Below are 19,300 nucleotides of genomic sequence, written 5' to 3'. Positions count from 1 at the left end.
TAAAAGGTTTTGTATTGATATTCTATTTTAACATAATGCTACACTAAAAAAAAGTACGTTCTCTTTTCATTGTCTAAAAAATAGAATAGTTTTGAGGAATGTGAATTTTTTAGAAAAAATATGATTGTAAACAAGAATACTAAAGTTATAGTTAGTGATTTAGATGGGACATTACTCAACTCAAATCATACAATTTCAGATAAAACCATTTCTGTTTTTCAAAAACTTCACCGGCATAATTATGTAATCATTGTTGCAACGGGGCGCCACCATCTTGATGCTATGCCAATACTTGATTCACTAGGATTTCCCGTTTATTTGGTCTCTTCAAATGGTGCTCGTATTCATGCCCCTGACAAAAAGTTACTTTATTCGTTTGATATAAAAAGTGATCACATTCAATCAGTACTAAGTATTGACATTGATCCAGTTATTACAACGGTTTTATTCAAAGAGGATATTTGGTTTACCAATAAATTTAACAAGAAGTTAAATGATTTTCAACCTGAAATAAGGTATCGTCCTGAGCTGGTAAATTTTAATGAATTAGAAGACTATGCTGGGATTAAATTATTGTTTACCCACGAAAACCACTCAAAACTACTTGCAGTTAGAGATCAGATTTTAGAAAAACATGAGGGGTTATTCAATCATGCCTTTAGTTTGCCTTTTTGTTTAGAATTCATGGATAAATCAGTAGATAAAAGTGTAGCTATTGCTAAGATTCTTGAACTTGAGAATTTTAGTTTTCAAGAAACTCTTGTCTTTGGGGACGGTTTTAATGATGAAAACATGCTCCGTGAGGCAGGAATAGGCATACTTATGGAGAATGCTCCTCAAAGTTTGAAAGTTCTGTTGCCGCAACTTGAAATAACAACGAGCAACGATACCGACGGAGTTTCAGAATATATCATTAAAAATATAGTGAACTAAAAATTAGAATTATAACAATAACAACTAAACTTAAATCAAATTGAAATGAATAAAAATATAATACTTATTCTTTATATATTTTTTTCGGTTACCCTTTACAGTCAAACCTTAAAGCTAGAGGAAATCATGAAAGGAAATGCTTTCATTGGTTCTCAACCAGAAAACGAAAGATGGTCTATAGATGGACAAAAAGTATATTTTGATTGGAATCCAAATAATGAACTAGGAAATAGTACGTATTTTTGGAAAAAAGGCATGCCGAAACCAGAACTTGCAACTGCTAGTGAAGCTGTTTTTTCAAGATTAGATTTAAGAAAATCATCAAATCCAGATGTTTATTTTTATCTTGACAAAGGCCGTTTGTATTCGTATTCATTGAAAAATAAAATTTCTAAAAAGTTGTTTCAGCACAGCAGTCCAATTTCAAATTTGCAAGTAAGTGCAACAGCGGGTTTGTTGTTTTTTAGACAGAATGACAATATTTTTCAATACAACATCAACGAAGGTTCTTTGATTCAGCTTACAAATTTCCGAAAAGGAAAAGCGGACGAGGTTGCTTCTCAAAAAGAAACTTTTTTAAAGACCCAGCAAGAAGAACTATTCCAATTTGTAAGAGATCAAGAGGCGTTAAAAAAATGGAATGCTGAAAAAGCAAAACTTTCTATGTCAGATTTTCCAAAACCTTATTTTTATGGAAAAAATACTTTTGGAGGGTTAAAAATGGATCCCAAAGGCAGTTATGCCACTTTTAGATTACTAGAAGAAGTAGAGGGGAAAAGAGAAAAAATGGAGGCTTTTATTACTGCAAGTGGCTACAATGATATTGTTGACACTAAAGAAAAAGTTTCTGTAAATAATTTGATTCCTTCAAAGTTTGGTGTTTATAATGTTGCTAAAGACTCTGTTTATTTTATCAATTTTTCTACTTTGAGCCATATTCAAGATGTACCAAAATATTTTGAATTGTATGAGAAAAATAAAAATGTGGAGAAAAAGAACAAATTAATTATTGTTCAAGAGCCAATATATAATGATGATGGTAGCTATGCCGTTTCAGAGATAAGAAGTCAAGATAACAAAGACCGTTGGATTGTACGTTTGAATCTTGAAAAAAATACTTTTGAAGAAATTGATTATCAGCATGACGAAGCATGGATTGGTGGTCCTGGAATTCCGTCAAGCTCTTTCGGGAGAGGAACTCTTGGTTTTTTAGCTGATAATAAGACTGTTTATTTCCAATCTGAAGAGACCAGTTATTCTCATTTGTACACATACAATTTAAAATCAAAACTTAAAACGCAATTGACGCAAGGCAACTGGGAAGTACGATCAGTAGTTTTGGCTAAAGATAGAAAAACATTTTACCTAACAACTACAACCACACATCCAGGAAATAGAAGTTTTTACAAGCTTGATATTTCGACAAAAAAAATGCAACCTATTTTAACTAATGATGGTGCTCATGAAGTAAGTATATCTCCTGATGAAAGTTCGTTATTAGTTCGCTATTCTTATAAAAATAAACCTTGGGAATTATATGTTGCAAGTAATAAGACCAATACCTCTTTGGACCAAATTACATCATCGTTAACAGAAAGTTTTAAGTCATATTCTTGGCGTGCACCCGAAGTAATTACGTTTAAAGCTCAAGATGGTACAACCGTTCATGCTAGACTATACAAGCCTCAGCAAGCAAATGCTAATAAAGCGGCTATTTTATTTGTACATGGAGCAGGTTATTTGCAAAATGCTCATAATTATTGGAGTAGCTACCATAGAGAGTATATGTTTCACAACATGTTAGTAGATCAAGGATATACGGTTCTTGACATCGATTATAGAGGTAGTGATGGATACGGACGCGATTTTAGAACCGGGATATACCGTTTTATGGGAGGAAAAGATTTATCAGATCACTTGGATGGAAAAAAGTACTTGGTTGAAAATCATGATATAGATGCTTCAAAAGTGGGTGTTTACGGAGGTTCTTATGGTGGTTTTATTACCTTAATGGGAATGTTAACCGCTCCAAAGGAATTTGCATCAGGTGCAGCACTTAGATCTGTTACAGATTGGGCACACTACAACCATGGCTACACGGGTAATATTTTAAATTTTCCTGAAACAGATCCCGATGCGTACAAAAAAAGTTCTCCAATTTATTTTGCAGATAATCTTCAAGGAGATTTATTGATGTTGCACGGAATGGTTGATGACAACGTAGAATATAAGGATATTGTTCGTTTGTCTCAGCGTTTTATTGAATTGGGTAAGAAAAAATGGAGTTTAGCTAGTTTTCCAGTTGAAGCACACGGATTCAAAGAAACGTATTCTTGGGTTGATGAGTACAGTAGGATATTAGATTTATTCAATCAAACCTTACTCAAAAAATAGTTTTCCCGTAATATTAAACAATTGAATGAGGTATTCATTGCTATACTTTATGAAATAGTTTTAAATTTGCAGCTACAATATAAACACACACAACTAGAAAAATGAGCCACACAATTACAACTACAAATTTCAATTTCCCCAATCAAAAAGCAGTTTACCGAGGTAAAGTAAGAGAAGTGTATACTATAAATGATGAACTATTGGTTATGGTTGCTACTGATAGGCTTTCTGCATTTGATGTGGTTTTACCAAAAGGAATTCCGTACAAAGGTCAAATTTTAAATCAAATTGCTACCCGATTTATGGAACTAACATCGGATATTGTGCCAAATTGGTTGCTTGATACACCAGATCCAAATGTAGCTGTTGGGAAATTGTGTGAGCCATTTAAGGTAGAAATGGTTATTAGAGGTTATTTGTCTGGACATGCGGCACGCGAATATGCTCTTGGTAAAAGAGAAATTTGTGGCGTTGCAATGCCAAATGATTTAAAAGAAAATGATAAATTTCCTGAACCAATAATTACACCTACAACTAAAGCAGATAACGGAGAACACGATGCCGATATTTCAAGAGAAGAAATTTTAAGTAAAGGTATCGTATCTCTTGAAGATTACCTTGTTTTAGAAAAGTATACCAGAGATTTGTACCAAAGAGGGACAGAGATTGCAGCGGGTAGAGGTCTTATTTTGGTGGATACCAAATATGAATTTGGTAAAACTAAAGAAGGTAAAATTGTTTTAATTGATGAAATTCATACTCCCGATTCTTCTCGTTATTTTTATGCAGATGGATATCAAGACCGTCAAAATAATGGTGCCGAACAAAAACAATTGTCAAAAGAGTTTGTAAGAAGGTGGTTGATAGAAAATGGTTTTCAAGGACTTGAAGGACAACAAATTCCCGAAATGACAGATGAGTATATAGAATCTGTATCTGAAAGGTATATCGAATTATACGAAAATATATTAGGTGAAAAGTTTATAAAAGCAGATATCACTAACATTGATGCAAGAATTGAAGCTAATGTAGTAGACTATTTGTCTCGTAAATAATGATCAAAATATAAAATCCGCTATTTTTGAATAGCGGATTTTTTGTGTCAAAAATCTTTATCAAAAATCATTATTTTTTCATTTTTAAAAGATTATCAACGTAATCAAATAAAAAGACCGTAAATCATGTTTTGATTTACGGTATTTATTGTTTTTAGTAATTATAGGTTTTCATCTATAGTAATTACCTATTTACTCGTGTTTCGTTGGTTGAGCTAGTAGTACGTCTATTTCCAAAATTATTTGTTTTTTTGGCTGCATCTACTTTAGGTTGTTTGGGTGCAGAAAAGCGTTGTGTTCTACCTTGCCCTTGTTTTATAGGCTCTTTTGATGCGTTTGGATCTGGTTCAAAACCTTTTATGTTTTCTTTTGGGATTGTTAACCCAACTAATTTCTCGATATCTCTTAAAAAAACAGTTTCATCTGGACTAAACAATGAAATTGCTTTACCATTTGCACCAGCACGACCTGTTCTCCCAATTCTGTGAACATAATCTTCTGGTATATTAGGTAATTCAAAATTTACAACATGAGGTAATAATGGAATATCTAATCCACGTGCAGCAATATCTGTTGCAACAAGAGCTGTAAGACTTCCGTTTTTAAAACCTTCTAGCGCTTTTGTTCTAGCACCTTGACCTTTGTTTCCGTGAATAGCGGCAGCTTTAATGCCAGCAGCATTCATGAATTCAGTTAGTTTATTAGCGCCTTGTTTGGTTCTTGTAAATACTAAAATTTGTTTCCAGCTACCTTCGATAATCAGTTTTATGATTAATTCGGTTTTTTTCTCTTTGGCAACAGGATAAATAAGTTGGGTTATGGCGTCAACAGTAGTATTTTCTGGAGTAGCTTCAACTTGGACAGGATTTTGAAGAATTCCCATTGCTAGTTTCTTAATATCTTTTGAAAAAGTTGCAGAGAAAAGTAAGTTTTGTCTTTTTTGAGGTAAAACTTTCAGTACTCTTTCAATATCGCGTAAAAATCCCATATCCAGCATTCTATCTGCCTCATCAAGTACTAAAATTTCAACTTTTGCAAGTGAAATTAAACCTTGATTATGCAAGTCTATAAGTCTTCCTGGAGTTGCTACCAGAATATCAATGCCTTGACGTAATTGTGTTACTTGGGGATTTTGATTTACACCACCAAAAATAACGGTGCTTTTTAAATCTAAAAATTCGCTGTATTCTTTGATATTTGCTAATATCTGAGCTGCTAATTCTCTAGTAGGTGTTAATATCAACGATCGAATTGGACGATTGCGAACGGGTTGACTTTGAGATAACAGTTGCAATATTGGGAGCGTAAAACCTGCTGTTTTTCCTGTTCCAGTTTGAGCAGATGCTAAAACATCTTGGCCTTTAAGTATGGGAGGTATTGCTTTTTGTTGAATTGGAGATGGGTTAGTGTACCCTTTTTTGCTGATTGCTTTGAGTAAAGAATCAGATAAACCTAATGAATTGAATGACATAAATTGTATTTACGAAGCAAACACATTTATATATTTTGCTCCTTTAATTTCGTGCAAAGGTATGTCATTATTTTGGATATCTCTTGATTGATAGGTTTTCTTTGTTAAAGATGCTTGTGTAAGTTGTTGTTTTACAGTATAAAGTGGGTTCTTCGAAAGTTTTTTAATCGCTTTGTTTCTTATAAAACACTATATAACAATGAAAATGGAAACAGTAATTGGATGTCCATCCATTACAAATGATGCTCTTTTTACGAATAAATAACATTTTTAAATAAACCTGACAATTTATTTTCGGATCAATTCCAATAAAAAAATTGAGGCATGTAGTTGTTATGCTACATGCCACAATGTATTAATTGATTTCAGCAAAGGTATTTCCTTGACTGACATCTCCAGTTTTATACCCTTTCATAAACCAAGCTTTTCTTTGAGCCGAGGTACCATGAGTAAAGGATTCAGGAACAATATGGCCTTGCATTTTTGCTTGAATGGCATCATCACCAACAGCATGTGCGGCGCTTAAAGCTTCATCAATATCTCCTTCTTCAAGAAAATTATTCATTTTTTGATTGTAATGTGTCCAGACTCCCGCATAAAAATCTGCTTGTAATTCTAATGCTACAGATAGTTTATTAGCTTCTGCCTCACTTTTTCCTTGCTGCATTTCTCTCATTTTTGCCGAAGTTCCTAGTAGTGTTTGTATGTGATGTCCAACTTCATGTGCAATTACATACGCAGTAGCAAAATCGCCACCTTTAGCGCCAAACTTAGTTTTTAGTTCTTCAAAAAAAGATAAATCCATATATACTTTTTGGTCCGCAGGACAATAAAATGGTCCTGATGCTGATGTTGCGCTTCCACATTTAGTGTCTACAGAATTTGAAAAAAGAACTACCACTGGATTTTCATACTTTCTATTATTTTCTTCAAATATTTTTTTCCAAACATCCTCATTATCGACAACGAGAAAGTTTATAAATTCTTTTTCTTTTAGCTCTTCTGGTGTAAGCGCTCTTTGCTCAGTGGGAGCACTTTGGCCTTGATTCATTTGCTCAAGAATGGGAGTTAACATTTGAGCATTTTCTCCACCAAATGTATTTAAAAGTAAGATTATAATTCCTACAATTCCTCCCCCTACAATTGTTTTGCCTCCTGATGACATTCCTCTTCTGTCATCTAAATTTTCACTTTGACGTCTGCCAATCCATTTCATATATTTTATTTTAATGGTTTATTTTAAATAATAAAAGTACATTTTTTTTTAATAGTTGCAACATTAATGTTAGTTGCGAGAAATCCATTTTAAAATGGTATCACCTATTATTCCTTTTATAATTGGTTTTGAGATGTAATCATTCATACCAGCTGCAATACATTTTTCTTTCTCTTCTTTTTCTGCACCTGCAGTTATTGCTATTATAGGAACTGTTTTTCCATGTTGTAAGTTTCGAATGCATTGAGAGGCTTCATATCCATTCATAATTGGCATTTGAATATCCATAAAAATAATATCTATTGGCGCATCTTTAAATTTTTCAACAGCCTCTAATCCGTTTATAGCTTCATGAATTTGAGTTAGATAGGATTCGTTTTTAATAATAGTTTTTAAGAGTAACATGTTTACCTTGTTATCTTCAACAATCAAAATATGTATTTTTCTTGAAATTAAATTATTTTCTTCTTCAATCTTGTCATTAATATCCGAATTTTTTTTTGCTAAGTATTTGTGGTTAATAATGTTATCAGTTACTTTTAATTCTAAGTCAAAATAGAATGTACTTCCCACATTGATGGTACTTTCCAGTTGTAGTTGGCTGTTCATTAGTCCTAATAATTGATTGGATATTGTTAATCCTAATCCTGTACCGCCAAATTTTCTAGTAATGGATCCATCTTCTTGTGAAAAAGCTTTAAAGATTTTCTTTTTATTTTCTTCTAAAATCCCAATGCCAGTATCTACTACAGCAAAACGAATTGTTATATAGCCATTTTTTATAGGCTTTACAGCGTTCACTATCAATTTTATAGAACCATTTTCAGTAAATTTAACAGCATTTGCTAACAAGTTAATGAGAATCTGTTTCAATCGGACACTGTCTAATAAGTAATTGAAAGGAATATTTTCATCTAAAATTAAGTCTAGATGCAAATTTTTTTGGTTTGCCTCAAAGTGTATTAAATCAATAATTTGTAAAAGAATTTCTTTTAAGTTGCATATTTCAAAATATAAATCGAGTTTACCTGCTTCAATTTTAGAAAAATCTAGAATATCATTGATAATATTTAATAATGAATGCGCTGATTGACTTATTGTGGTCATGTATTTTTCCTGTATTTCGCCTAGATTTGTATTCATTAACAAATCAGTGAATCCTATAATCCCATTTAGGGGAGTTCTAATTTCATGGCTCATATTGGCCAAAAAATCTGACTTTGCTTTATTTGCCGCTTCGGCAAGTTCTTTTTCTTTAACAATTGTCTCGGCTAGTTTTCTTTCTGTGATATCAATAAATATTCCTTCAATAAATGCAATTTTTCCATTTTTGTAAATGGTATCGCCAAACTCCTCAACCCATACAATATTATTGTTTTTATGAATAATTCTGTATGTAAGATGAATAGGCTTTTTAGCGTTTATTGCTTTTTTCTGTGCAGCAATAGTTTTAATCTTATCATATGGATGTATCAAATCAATAAATGAAATTTTATTGTTTAAGAAATCTGATTTGTCATAACCTGTAAGATTTTCTATTTCATCATTAATATAAATTTTTGTAGTCTTAGCGTCATAATTAGAGAGGTAAACCGTTCCAGGTATATTATTGGCAAGCAATCTAAATTTTTCTTCACTTTCATATATAGCGTTTTCATTTCTAATTCTTTCTAATGAAAAACTTATATTCTGAGCTAATGTTTGCAATATATTTATTTCGTCATCTGACCAATATCTTGCCAACTTTGTATCATCAAATCCAATAAAACCGTGGAATTTATCTTTTACGAAAATTGGAAAAAGAAGAATTGAACAAACGTTAATATTTTCTAATTTCTGTCGGAGAGATACATTTTCAATTTGGGGTACTACGGCAGTATAAATAGTATTGGATAACAAGGGAATAAGTAGTTCTTCAAAATAATCGTGCGGCAGGTGCTGTAGTTTTTGATTGACTTCATTTAAAGTATCATTTTGTATAATCCATCTGTATTTTTGACTAATCGTTTTTGTTACATCATTATTTTCATAAAAATAAGTTCTGTGAGATTTTGTAGCTTTTCCCATTATCACTAGAACATCAGTAAAAATAGCATCAATATCATTACTTTTTAAAAACTTTTCAGTACAAAGTGTCATTGCAGAGAGTAATTCACTCTTGTACTCTAATTTCTTTTCTGTTTCAAACCTACTTTGAGAAATTAATGTTAAAGATATGATATCTGCAATTGCTCTTGCAAAATTTATATCTTCGTTATCCCACTTTCTTTTGTTTTTTATGGTTTCAAAAGATACTATTCCCATTAATTCACCATCAATAAAAAATGGTATATCGAGTACAGATTTTATGTTTAATACTAAAAAATACTCTTCTATAAACTCTGATAATTCATGCTTTTTTAAAACATTGGGTGCACAAATCAGTTTCTTCCTTTGAATGGAATCAATGTAAATGGGATAATCTTTTTTTTCTAAAACAGTTCCTTTTTTAAAAGTTTGGCTGTCTAAATTGAATAAATTTTGACAAATAATTTGGTCCTTTTCATATTTCCAATAACTCACTCGACTGCATTTAGAAATGTTAGAAGCAGTTTCTAATATTTTCATTAATCGAGTTTCTAAATTGATATAGTTACTAAAATTTGTTGTAGACAATTGTGTAACTGTTCTATTGTATTCTTCTACTTTTTTTTGTCTTTTTTTTGTACTATCTTCAATGTCTTTTAGTTTAGTAATATCTCTTGCAATTGCTGAGAATGCTATGATTTTTCCATCCTTATTTCTTCGGATTGTAACTTTTTGAGAAATCCATATGTTTTTTTTATTCTTTCTAAATAAAGGAAATTCAATAGTAGGGAAATTACTTTCAAAATCATCTAATTTAGAATAAAATCGGTTTATTTCATTTAAATAATCCGGATGAACAAATGTAGAAAAATGTTGTCCAATAATTTCAAGCGGAGTGAAACCTAGAGCTTTGATTGTGAAATCATTTGCAAAAGTAAAAAAACCTCTATGATCTACTTCATAAATCAAATCAATAGCTCCTTCAATAGCATTTTTATATTGCTCTTGAATTAGTACTTCTTTGGTTACATCCTGACCAATTCCTATAATTAAATCATTGGAAAATTTTTTGTCATTCCATTGTATGTATTTGTATTCTCCATTTTTACACTTTAATTTCCGTACAAATATTTTATCGTCAATGAAGTCTTGAATTTCTTGTTCACTATATAAATCTTGGTCACCAGTGCGTTCCCAATATCCATAACCCAATACATCTTCTACTGTATATCCTAAAATTGAAACTACATTCTCACTACAAAAAACAACTTTTCCTTTTACATTTGTAGCTAAAATTAATGAGCTTCCTTTATTAATGATTTGATTGTGAAATAATAGTTTACTCTTTAAATTAATGATAGAAAGATGTCTAATGTAATTGACAATAACAACTATTATGCAATAATTGAACAGTAAAACAGCTGAATCAAAAGGGATGATGCCAAATAATAAAATAGTAGTTATAAATATAAAGTTCAAACTAATAAAAAACCAATACCATTTTTGAGATTTTATGATTGAATAGGAAAAAAAGAATGCAATTATGAAGCCAACAAACGGTATTTTATCGTTTGGAAATAATATTAAGTTTCTCGAAATGATAACAAATGAAAATAGGAATGCTATTCTAAAAATTTTTTGAATGTACCGGTAAATATATTTTGATTTTAGACTTAAATAATAAATCAAAAATAATATGCTTCCTAATATTAGGTTAGGAAAAAGAAGACTTTTTGTTCGTACTTTAAATATTTCGAAAATAATTTCTAAAACAGGTATAACTAAACCCAGAAATAAAAAATAAAGTTGATACTCTTCACTTTTTGAATCCTTGAGAGGATAGATTTTAATATACTCAGGATACAATAAAGATTTTATTTTTGAGAATTTAAAAATCATCAAAAAAAGTATTAAAAATACTAATGGATTTAATACCCTAAATAAATTATTATCTAATGCTAATTTTTCATAAATCATCATTAATTTACTTGAAACAGTTGTAGAGAACCAACTTGTTGAAAAGTAGCTTAATGTGATTGAAAGTAAATAATTGCAGTAATGAATCAAAATTTTCTAAATTGAGTTTGTTATTTTTATAATTAATATAAAAATAACAAATTACTACTTTTATTTGAATAAGCCAAAATTGATTTTGATATCAATTTTGGCTTACTATTTTATAATGAAGGTTAAAATTTTGTAGGTAGCTCTTCTCCCTTGTTTTCAGGAAAACCAATGATGTATTTGTAAATTACATAAATCATAGCGTATATAAAAGGAATGGTAAAAAGAATGCCAATACAACAGCCAAAAAAACCTAGAATTACAGCTATTATCCCTACAAGCAAGAGAGCAAACAATATAAATGGCTGTTTAGCAACAACAGCTACACTACTTTCTATGGCGTCAATAGCTTTTAAATTCCCAAAAATTATTAAGGGAATAGTTAAAAATGTAAATAATGAAATTATAACTGATAGTACAGCACCTAAAATTGGTATTTCAACATAGTTTATAGCTCCATTAATCAAGCTATCTAAGACACTAAGTAAAAATGTAGCAATGATAATTTCTTGAAAATAAGGTGCTTTGTAATAATAAAACATAGTTGATACATGGAATTCTTCATTTTTATCTGCGTTGTGAGCCATCTTATACAATCCGGCAATAAAAGGACTTACTATAGTCCCTATTACAATACTTATTAAGGATACAATCAATAAGCCGTATAGGTCTAAATTTTTAGGTTTAAAATCTTCTGATTTTAAAATCGTTAACGCCTCATCGGTACCAAAAATTGCTGAGAAAATGCCACTTAGCCCCAATATAAAAACAACAAAAAACAAAAAAAGCACCAGACCGCCATACATTGCAATTTTTTTATAGTTTTCTATAGTTTGATTAAAAACATCGCCAAAATCTATGTTGTAGCCTTGTGATTTAATTTCTTCTACACGTTTTTTAACAGTTGCATTCATTTTAAAAGAGGTTAATGGTTATTAATTAGGTATTGGTTTTAAGGTTAAATACTTTTAAATCAGTTTTAAAAACTTCCGAATCGTTTTTAGTTTTTCATTGTATGGTGCATAACGTATTGGTAAATCAAGCCAAGTACCACGCTTTACAATTGCTTTTTTATGTGAAAATATATCAAAACTTAATTTGCCGTGATAGGCACCCATTCCGGAATGACCCACACCACCAAACGGTAATCTATTGTTTACTAAATGTATAACGGTATCATTTACACAACCGCCACCAAAAGAATATTTTTGCAGCATTTCATCAGTGAATGATTTATTTTTGCTAAAAATATAAAGCGCCAGAGGCTTTTCAAAACTTTTTATTACTCTTTCCAAATCTGTTTTACTTTGGAAAGATAAGATAGGTAATATTGGACCAAAAATTTCCTCATTCATTACTGGACTTGTACTTTTAGGTTCGTCAAGTAAAGTAGGGGCTATATATAAGGTATTTTTATTGGTTTGCCCTCCTAATAAAATAGTTTCTTTATCTAATAGATCGTTTAATCGTTGCCAATTTTTCAAATTTACAATTCGAGCAAAGTCTGGTGATTGTTCAGGATTTGTACCTAAAGCTTTTTCAATTTCTTGAATCAAATAAGTTGTGAATTCTTTCTTAACTTTTTGGTGAACCAAAATATAATCAGGTGCTACACAGGTTTGTCCAGCATTGATGATTTTTCCCCAAACAATTCGGCGTGCGCTAAGTTGTAAATCAGCCGTTTCATCTACAATACAAGGGCTTTTTCCTCCTAGTTCTAAGGTAACTGGCGTAAGATGAACAGCAGCGGCTTGAGCAACAATTCTTCCTACAGGAACACTTCCTGTAAAGAAGATGTAATCCCAACGTTTGCTCAATAATTGTGTTGCCACGGTGGCGTCACCTGTTATGACAACGACATCTTTTGCAGCAAAAGTTCCACTAATAATTTTCGAAATGATGTGTGAAGTATTAGGAGTAAGTTCAGAGGGTTTTAATGTTACTTTATTTCCTGCGGCTACAGCTGCTACAAGAGGACATAAGGCGAGTTGAAAAGGATAATTCCACGGGGCAAGTATCAAAACATGTCCATAAGGTTCACTGTAAATATAATCTGAGGAAGGAAAATTAAGTATGGAAGACCTAACTTTTTTTGGCTTTGCCCAAGAATTTATATTTTTAATAGTTTCTTTTAAGTCGCTGATAACATAATTCGTTTCAGTTAAAACAGCCTCAAAAGCTGGTTTTTTAAAATCATCATACAACGCTTTTATTATTGCTTCTTCATGGTTTATGATGACTTGCAATAATTTTTTCAAAGATTCTTTACGAGAACTTATGTCGGATTGATTCACAATTTAGATTTTAAATATTACAGTATTATTTTAGAAACAAAATAGCGCAAGGGGTCTTCACCCTAGAAATCTACAAGATTCTTCTATTGGTGTTAGTAGTTCAAATATAAAATTTGTTACGCTTTAAAGTTAATGAATGCTTCTTAAATAGCATTCCATATAACATCGTCTGGTGTGGGAGCAATAATAGTAGTTACTTCTTTAGAGACTGGGTGGGTGAATACTAATTTTCGGGCGTGCAAATGAATTCCACCGTCTGGATTGCTTCTGTCAAAACCATATTTTAAATCTCCTTTTATGGGCGTATTTATGGCAGCGAGTTGCGCTCTAATTTGGTGGTGTCTGCCGGTATGAAGATTTATTTCTAACGCATAATAATTATTGAGTTCCTTGATGATTTTATAATCTAAACTAGCTAATTTGCTGTCAGGAACTTCTTTTAAATGTGCTTTTGAGCTGTTGTTTTTTTCGTTTCTTTTAAGATAGTGCACGAGTTTATCCGTATCATGTAAGGGTTTGTTTTTAACCACACACCAATAGGTTTTTTGAGTCTCGCGATTGCTAAACAACTCATTCATTCTAGTCAATGCTTTGCTGGTCCTTGCAAAAACTACAATTCCTGTTGTAGGTCTGTCAAGCCTATGTACCACTCCTAGAAATACTTCACCTGGTTTATTGTACTTCTCTTTAATATATTCTTTAACCACATCAGACAAAGGTTTGTCACCCGTTTTATCACCTTGAACAATATCGCCTACACGTTTGTTCACCACAATTAAGTGGTTGTCTTCGTGTAGAATTTGTAAGTTATTTTTATCAGAAACTATTTTCATTTAGATTTTTTAGATTATTAGATTATTAAACAAATTAGACTTTGTTAGATGTTTAGATTCTAAACAATTTTTGCCGTCTAAAAACAATAAAAATTAAGAAAGACTATAATAAAGTTGCTCTAAACCTTGAAGTCATCTTAATAATTTCCTCTAACATATTTGTTAATTCTATTAAATCTTGCGGAGTGATGAAACCCAAATCGGATGAAATAAGAATTTGTGTTTCAATTTCATATGCTGAACCGATGGCAATTTCTAAAAATCGTGCAAAGTCCTTATTTGATTGCCTAGACGATCCTTCGGCTATATTTGAAGGAATAGAAACAGAAGCTCTTCTTAATTGATTTGTTAGTCCAAATTTTTCTTCGTTAGGAAAAGACGAAGTCACTGTGTAAATTTTTGAACAAAAAAATCTACTTTTTTTCCAAATTTCTAAATCTTTAAATCGATGCATTTTATTTTTTTATTCTAACAATCTAAATAGTCTGATAATCTAAGGGGTCTATATTTAATATTGTTCGTTTGCATTAGGGAAATCACTTGACTTTACATCAGCAACATATTGCCCGATAGCAGCTGTCATTTCTTTGTATAAATCCATATAGCGTCTTAAAAAACGTGGACTAAATTCGTTATTCATTCCTAGCATGTCATGAATTACAAGTACTTGGCCGTCTACACCACCACCAGCACCAATCCCTATTACAGGAATAGAAATACTTTGCGCTACTTTTTCGGCTAAATGGGCAGGTATTTTTTCAAGAACTAATGCAAAACAGCCTAATTTTTCAAGTAATTGAGCATCCTCAATTAGTTTGTCCGCTTCTTCTTCTTCTTTTGCTCGAACGGTATATGTACCAAATTTATAAATAGATTGCGGCGTAAGACCTAAATGTCCCATAACCGGAATTCCAGCATTCAATATTTTTTTTATAGAGTCTTTTATTTCTTTACCACCTTCAAGTTTTACGGCATGACCACCGCTTTCTTTCATGATTCTAATAGCAGATCGTAAGGCTTCTTTTGGATCTGATTGATAACTTCCAAAAGGTAAATCAACCACAACAAGTGCTCTTTCTATGGCGCGCACTACAGATGAAGCATGGTAAATCATTTGGTCAAGTGTAATTGGCAATGTAGTTTCATGACCCGCCATTACATTTGATGCCGAATCACCTACAAGAATCACATCAATTCCCGCTGTATCTACAATTTTTGCCATTGTAAAATCATAAGCTGTTAGCATTGAAATTTTTTCGCCATTGGCTTTCATTTCAATCAACGATTTAGTTGTAATTCTTTTATAATCTTTTTTAGCTACAGACATAATTTTATATTTAAGTTTGTAAAGGTACTAAAATGAATATTTTTATTCTTTAATGTATAACTAAAGTTTTTTTATTCAAAAACCGTTAAATAGCTACTATGAGAACTATTATTGTACTTTTGCTTTTAGTTGTAAGTAACTGTATTCAAGCACAAAATAAGGAAGCGCAAAATGCAATTGAAAAATTTTTCTTGGCTTTTCATGCCAAAGATACGATGACGTTAAAATCTATTTGTGATAAAAAAATGATTTTACAAACCATTTCAGAAAAAGAAGGAAGTGCTAAATTAGAGAATAGCGATCCAGATGCGTTTTTTATAGCAATAGCCAATATTCCAAAAGGAACAGTATTTCATGAAAAAATATTGACTTATTCAGTTCAAATAGAAGGAAGTTTAGCGCACGTGTGGACACCTTATGAATTTTATAGTAACGGCAAACTAAGTCACAAAGGAGTTAATTCATTCACTTTGTTTAGAGATCAGGTTGCAGAAACTTCAAATTGGAGAATCATTCATTTAATTGATACTCGCCGAAAATAAGAGACGTTTTTGAGAACTTTTTTCCTCGAATAATACTCAGTTATAAAGTAGGATCAATTAAAATTGCATTTCAAAAAAGGGAATGCTTAGTAACGTTCATCGTTTAAGTCGGACTCTTGTTCTTCTTGTTTTTTAAAATCTTGGTTTAAGAAATCAGTATAGTCTTTTTTGTCTTTATTGTTTTTTCTTATCAAAAAACAAATTAAAACTAGAATCACTATAGCTAATCCAATAAGTGTTGTCCAGTTGATTTTCATGATCTTGATAGGGATTAATTTATGAGAAAGTATAATTAAAATCATCACAAAAAGTAACGCACTGTTTCGGCGCTTGGTAAGTTTGGAATTATGAAAACCTGTTTTTTAAAATGAAAAACTAAACTTGAAAGAAAAAATCATCTTTAAAACCCAAACTTGCCAAATGCCTTTTTACAACAGTTATTTTTTATACTCTTTTATAATTTGATTTATTTTACCAAAAATTGACTTGCCATCATTATCTTTCATTTCAATTTCTATTCTGTCCCCAAAACTCATAAATGGAGTAGAGGCTTGTCCATCTTTTATTATTTCTAAACATCTAACTTCTGCTAGACAGCTTGAACCATCTAGACTTCCTTGATTTGCAACTGTTCCTGAACCAATAATTGTTCCGGCCATTAATGAACGAGTTTTAGAAGCATGTGCAACTAATTGACCAAAGTCAAAAGTCATATCAATCCCAGCATTTGGCGAACCAATAAGATTTCCATTTAAGGTTGAATGTAGTGGCAAATGAAGTTTTCCATTTTTCCAGCTATGAGCAAGTTCATTTGGAGTTACAACCACAGGAGCAAATGATGTCCAAGGTTTAGATTGATAGAATCCAAATTGTTTGGAAAGCTCATTTGGTATTAAATTACGTAAAGATACATCGTTAATAATGGTGATTAACTTAATATGTTTTAAAGCATCTTCTGAATTAGTTCCTGCAGGAACATCATCTGTAATAACAGCTACTTCGGATTCAAAGTCAATACCCCAATCTTCATTTTCGATTTCAATGTCATCATTCGCTCCAATAAATGCGTCAGAAGCTCCCATATACATTAATGGATCTGTCCAAAAAGATTCTGGTAATTCAGAATTTCTAGCCTTGTGGACTAGTTCTACGTGAGTTACATAAGCACTTCCGTCAGCCCAATGATACGCTCGAGGAATTGGCGCTAAAACTCTAACAGAAGAAAAGTTAAACGCATTAGGCAACTTATCTAAGTTTAAGTCATTATAAACACTTTCTAATTTAGTTTCTGTTTCTTTCCAGTTGTCAATTGCGAATTGCATTGTTGCTGCAATTTCGGATACTGTAACTGCTTTTGTTAAATCTTTATTTACAACAACTAATTGTCCATCTCTGGTTTTATTGTCAATTGAAGCTAATTTCATTTAGATTTTGTTTATGAGTTTATTATAGTAGCTTAAATATTTATTTCAAGGTTAACAATCGGCCATGTTTACCGCAATTGCAAGTCCACCTTCAGATGTTTCTTTGTATTTATTATTCATGTCCTTGGCAGTTTCCCACATCGTGTCAACTACTTTATCCAGTGGCACTTTTGCATTCTTTGGATCAGTTTCAAGAGCCAGTTCAGCAGCATTAATGGCTTTGATGGCTCCCATAGTATTGCGCTCAATACACGGAATTTGAACCAAGCCTCCTATTGGGTCACAAGTTAAACCTAAGTGATGTTCCATTGCAATTTCGGCAGCCATAAGTACTTGCTCAGGAGTACCACCCATAGCTTCACAAAGTGCCGCTGCTGCCATGGCTGATGACACTCCAATTTCTGCTTGGCAGCCACCCATAGCAGCTGATATTGTGGAGCCTTTCTTGAAAATACTGCCTATTTCGCCCGCTACCATCAAGAATTGTTTGATTTCTTTATTGCCTGCCTTGTGATTTTCTATTACTAAATAGTACATTAAAACTGCTGGAATTACTCCAGAACTACCATTTGTAGGGGCAGTAACTACGCGACCTAAAGCTGCATTAACTTCATTTACGGCCAGTGCAAAACAAGAAACCCATTTTAGAATTTGTCGAAATTTCACCTCCGTTTTTCTGATTTCTTCTAACCAAGATTGTGGCGAATCATAATTTGCCAATCCAATTAAATTTTGATGCATATCAAAGGCGCGTCTACGCACATTGAGTCCGCCTGGGAGAATCCCTTCAGAGTGGCAACCGATGTACATACATTCTAGCATGGTTTTCCAAATACGCATGAGTTCATGATCAATTACCTCTTCAGTACGCATTGATTTCTCATTCTCAAATACTATTTCTGAGATTGATTTTTTTTCTTTGGTACAAATTTCTAGCAATTCAGATGCCTTATCAATCGGATAGGGAAAAGCACATTTTACCTGTGTTTTCTTTTTAGCATTGGTTCGTTCTTCTTTTACAACAAAACCACCACCTATGGAATAAAATGTAGCTGTGTAGTTTGAATCGTTAGTAAGAAATGCTGTAAAGGTCAATCCATTTGCATGAAAGGGAAGGAAGTTTTTATTGAAAACAATGTCTTGTAAAAAATAGAAAGGAATGTTTTTTTCGTTCCCTAAATTGATTTCGTTTTTATTTTCGATAGATTTAATGATGCTATCGATATTTTCAACAGGAATGTATTCTGGATCTTGGCCACTTAATCCTAGCATGACTGCTAGATCTGTTGCATGGCCTCTTCCTGTTAAGGAAAGTGAACCGTATAAATCTATTTGTACACGAGTCACAGCTGAGAGTAAATTTTCAGTTCTTAGTTCTTCTAAAAAGCGTTCAGCTGCTCTCCAAGGCCCTAAAGTATGAGAACTTGAAGGACCAACACCAATCTTTAGCATGTCAAAAACAGAGATACATTCTTCCATCTAGATTTAATTTTGTTTACTGCAAATATAATAGAATGTTGCAACGAAACGAATTTTTGAACTCCTAAAAGTGCTTTTTTAACAATGAGAATGTAGTTTTTATTCAATTTTATCAAAATTGAAACATCCTAAATTTCGATATCTTTTGTAACAATAGGTACATTCAATTTTTTCATTTTCGTAGTTAAAGGTGCATTGTAG

15 protein-coding genes are annotated in these 19,300 nt (G+C 31.9%); 4 read left to right on the top strand and 11 right to left on the bottom strand.

What is annotated here, in order from left to right:
• The first annotated feature begins 120 nt into the window (after positions 1-120).
• The 3 genes from AC061E_RS08600 to AC061E_RS08590 all read left to right on the top strand — a co-directional run bounded on the left by AC061E_RS08600 (position 121) and on the right by AC061E_RS08590 (position 4,382).
• Positions 121-933: a Cof-type HAD-IIB family hydrolase gene (locus AC061E_RS08600; RefSeq protein ID WP_478285858.1), complete on the top strand. Its 813-nt coding sequence runs from the start codon at positions 121-123 to the stop codon at positions 931-933.
• Positions 934-978: 45 nt separating this feature from the next.
• Complete coding sequence (locus tag AC061E_RS08595) at positions 979-3,327, top strand: alpha/beta hydrolase family protein (RefSeq protein ID WP_478285857.1); 2,349 nt, start codon at positions 979-981, stop codon at positions 3,325-3,327.
• Positions 3,328-3,428: 101 nt separating this feature from the next.
• The gene (locus AC061E_RS08590) at positions 3,429-4,382 is read left to right on the top strand and encodes a phosphoribosylaminoimidazolesuccinocarboxamide synthase (protein ID WP_478285856.1); all 954 of its coding nucleotides are present in this window, start codon (positions 3,429-3,431) and stop codon (positions 4,380-4,382) included.
• Between the two features lie 184 nt (positions 4,383-4,566).
• Here AC061E_RS08590 and AC061E_RS08585 read toward each other — a convergent pair whose 3' ends face one another.
• The 8 genes from AC061E_RS08585 to panB form a co-directional block, all read right to left on the bottom strand.
• The gene (locus AC061E_RS08585) at positions 4,567-5,853 is read right to left on the bottom strand and encodes a DEAD/DEAH box helicase (RefSeq protein WP_478285855.1); all 1,287 of its coding nucleotides are present in this window, start codon (positions 5,851-5,853) and stop codon (positions 4,567-4,569) included.
• Positions 5,854-6,208: 355 nt separating this feature from the next.
• Positions 6,209-7,069, bottom strand: a complete 861-nt coding sequence (gene ypfJ / locus AC061E_RS08580; protein ID WP_478285854.1) for a KPN_02809 family neutral zinc metallopeptidase — start codon at positions 7,067-7,069, stop codon at positions 6,209-6,211.
• Between the two features lie 69 nt (positions 7,070-7,138).
• Entirely contained in the window at positions 7,139-10,615 is a 3,477-nt protein-coding gene (locus AC061E_RS08575; RefSeq protein ID WP_478285853.1) for a PAS domain S-box protein, read from the bottom strand.
• 710 nt (positions 10,616-11,325) lie between these two features.
• Positions 11,326-12,114 carry a DUF2189 domain-containing protein gene (locus tag AC061E_RS08570; protein WP_478285852.1) on the bottom strand — a complete coding sequence of 263 codons (789 nt, stop codon included), beginning with the start codon at positions 12,112-12,114 and terminating at the stop codon, positions 11,326-11,328.
• A gap of 54 nt (positions 12,115-12,168) precedes the next feature.
• Positions 12,169-13,497 carry an aldehyde dehydrogenase gene (locus AC061E_RS08565; RefSeq protein ID WP_478285888.1) on the bottom strand — a complete coding sequence of 443 codons (1,329 nt, stop codon included), beginning with the start codon at positions 13,495-13,497 and terminating at the stop codon, positions 12,169-12,171.
• Between the two features lie 140 nt (positions 13,498-13,637).
• Entirely contained in the window at positions 13,638-14,327 is a 690-nt protein-coding gene (locus AC061E_RS08560; protein WP_478285851.1) for an RluA family pseudouridine synthase, read from the bottom strand.
• Positions 14,328-14,430: 103 nt separating this feature from the next.
• On the bottom strand, positions 14,431-14,781 hold the full coding sequence (locus tag AC061E_RS08555; protein WP_478285850.1) for a four helix bundle protein: 351 nt from the start codon (positions 14,779-14,781) through the stop codon (positions 14,431-14,433).
• A 54-nt stretch (positions 14,782-14,835) separates the two neighbouring features.
• A complete protein-coding gene (panB, locus tag AC061E_RS08550; protein WP_144892010.1) occupies positions 14,836-15,654 on the bottom strand; it encodes a 3-methyl-2-oxobutanoate hydroxymethyltransferase in 819 nt (272 codons plus the stop codon).
• A 98-nt stretch (positions 15,655-15,752) separates the two neighbouring features.
• Between panB and AC061E_RS08545 the strand changes: the two genes are divergently transcribed.
• Positions 15,753-16,196 (top strand): nuclear transport factor 2 family protein, encoded by a 444-nt coding sequence (locus AC061E_RS08545; RefSeq protein ID WP_478285849.1) that lies wholly within the window; start codon positions 15,753-15,755, stop codon positions 16,194-16,196.
• Between the two features lie 86 nt (positions 16,197-16,282).
• Here AC061E_RS08545 and AC061E_RS08540 read toward each other — a convergent pair whose 3' ends face one another.
• From AC061E_RS08540 to AC061E_RS08530, 3 genes are all read right to left on the bottom strand, one after another.
• Positions 16,283-16,498: a hypothetical protein gene (locus tag AC061E_RS08540; protein WP_478285848.1), complete on the bottom strand. Its 216-nt coding sequence runs from the start codon at positions 16,496-16,498 to the stop codon at positions 16,283-16,285.
• 135 nt (positions 16,499-16,633) lie between these two features.
• Positions 16,634-17,620 (bottom strand): fumarylacetoacetate hydrolase family protein, encoded by a 987-nt coding sequence (locus AC061E_RS08535; protein WP_478285847.1) that lies wholly within the window; start codon positions 17,618-17,620, stop codon positions 16,634-16,636.
• A gap of 51 nt (positions 17,621-17,671) precedes the next feature.
• On the bottom strand, positions 17,672-19,099 hold the full coding sequence (locus AC061E_RS08530; protein WP_478285846.1) for an L-serine ammonia-lyase: 1,428 nt from the start codon (positions 19,097-19,099) through the stop codon (positions 17,672-17,674).
• Positions 19,100-19,300: the final 201 nt, after the last annotated feature.

It is taken from the genome of Flavobacterium sp. GNP011 (assembly GCF_056428925.1).
Note: the sequence above shows the minus strand (reverse complement) of the source record. Positions and strands in the feature narration are given on the sequence as shown.

Coding starts and splice junctions, on each gene's coding strand:
- AC061E_RS08560 (WP_478285851.1), bottom strand. CDS start 14,327: ATGAAAATAGTTTCTGATAAAAATAACTTACAAATTCTACACGAAGAC.
- AC061E_RS08570 (WP_478285852.1), bottom strand. CDS start 12,114: ATGAATGCAACTGTTAAAAAACGTGTAGAAGAAATTAAATCACAAGGC.
- AC061E_RS08535 (WP_478285847.1), bottom strand. CDS start 17,620: ATGAAATTAGCTTCAATTGACAATAAAACCAGAGATGGACAATTAGTT.
- AC061E_RS08530 (WP_478285846.1), bottom strand. CDS start 19,099: ATGGAAGAATGTATCTCTGTTTTTGACATGCTAAAGATTGGTGTTGGT.
- AC061E_RS08540 (WP_478285848.1), bottom strand. CDS start 16,498: ATGATTTTAATTATACTTTCTCATAAATTAATCCCTATCAAGATCATG.
- AC061E_RS08590 (WP_478285856.1), top strand. CDS start 3,429: ATGAGCCACACAATTACAACTACAAATTTCAATTTCCCCAATCAAAAA.
- AC061E_RS08585 (WP_478285855.1), bottom strand. CDS start 5,853: ATGTCATTCAATTCATTAGGTTTATCTGATTCTTTACTCAAAGCAATC.
- AC061E_RS08595 (WP_478285857.1), top strand. CDS start 979: ATGAATAAAAATATAATACTTATTCTTTATATATTTTTTTCGGTTACC.
- panB (WP_144892010.1), bottom strand. CDS start 15,654: ATGTCTGTAGCTAAAAAAGATTATAAAAGAATTACAACTAAATCGTTG.
- AC061E_RS08555 (WP_478285850.1), bottom strand. CDS start 14,781: ATGCATCGATTTAAAGATTTAGAAATTTGGAAAAAAAGTAGATTTTTT.
- AC061E_RS08600 (WP_478285858.1), top strand. CDS start 121: ATGATTGTAAACAAGAATACTAAAGTTATAGTTAGTGATTTAGATGGG.
- ypfJ (WP_478285854.1), bottom strand. CDS start 7,069: ATGAAATGGATTGGCAGACGTCAAAGTGAAAATTTAGATGACAGAAGA.
- AC061E_RS08545 (WP_478285849.1), top strand. CDS start 15,753: ATGAGAACTATTATTGTACTTTTGCTTTTAGTTGTAAGTAACTGTATT.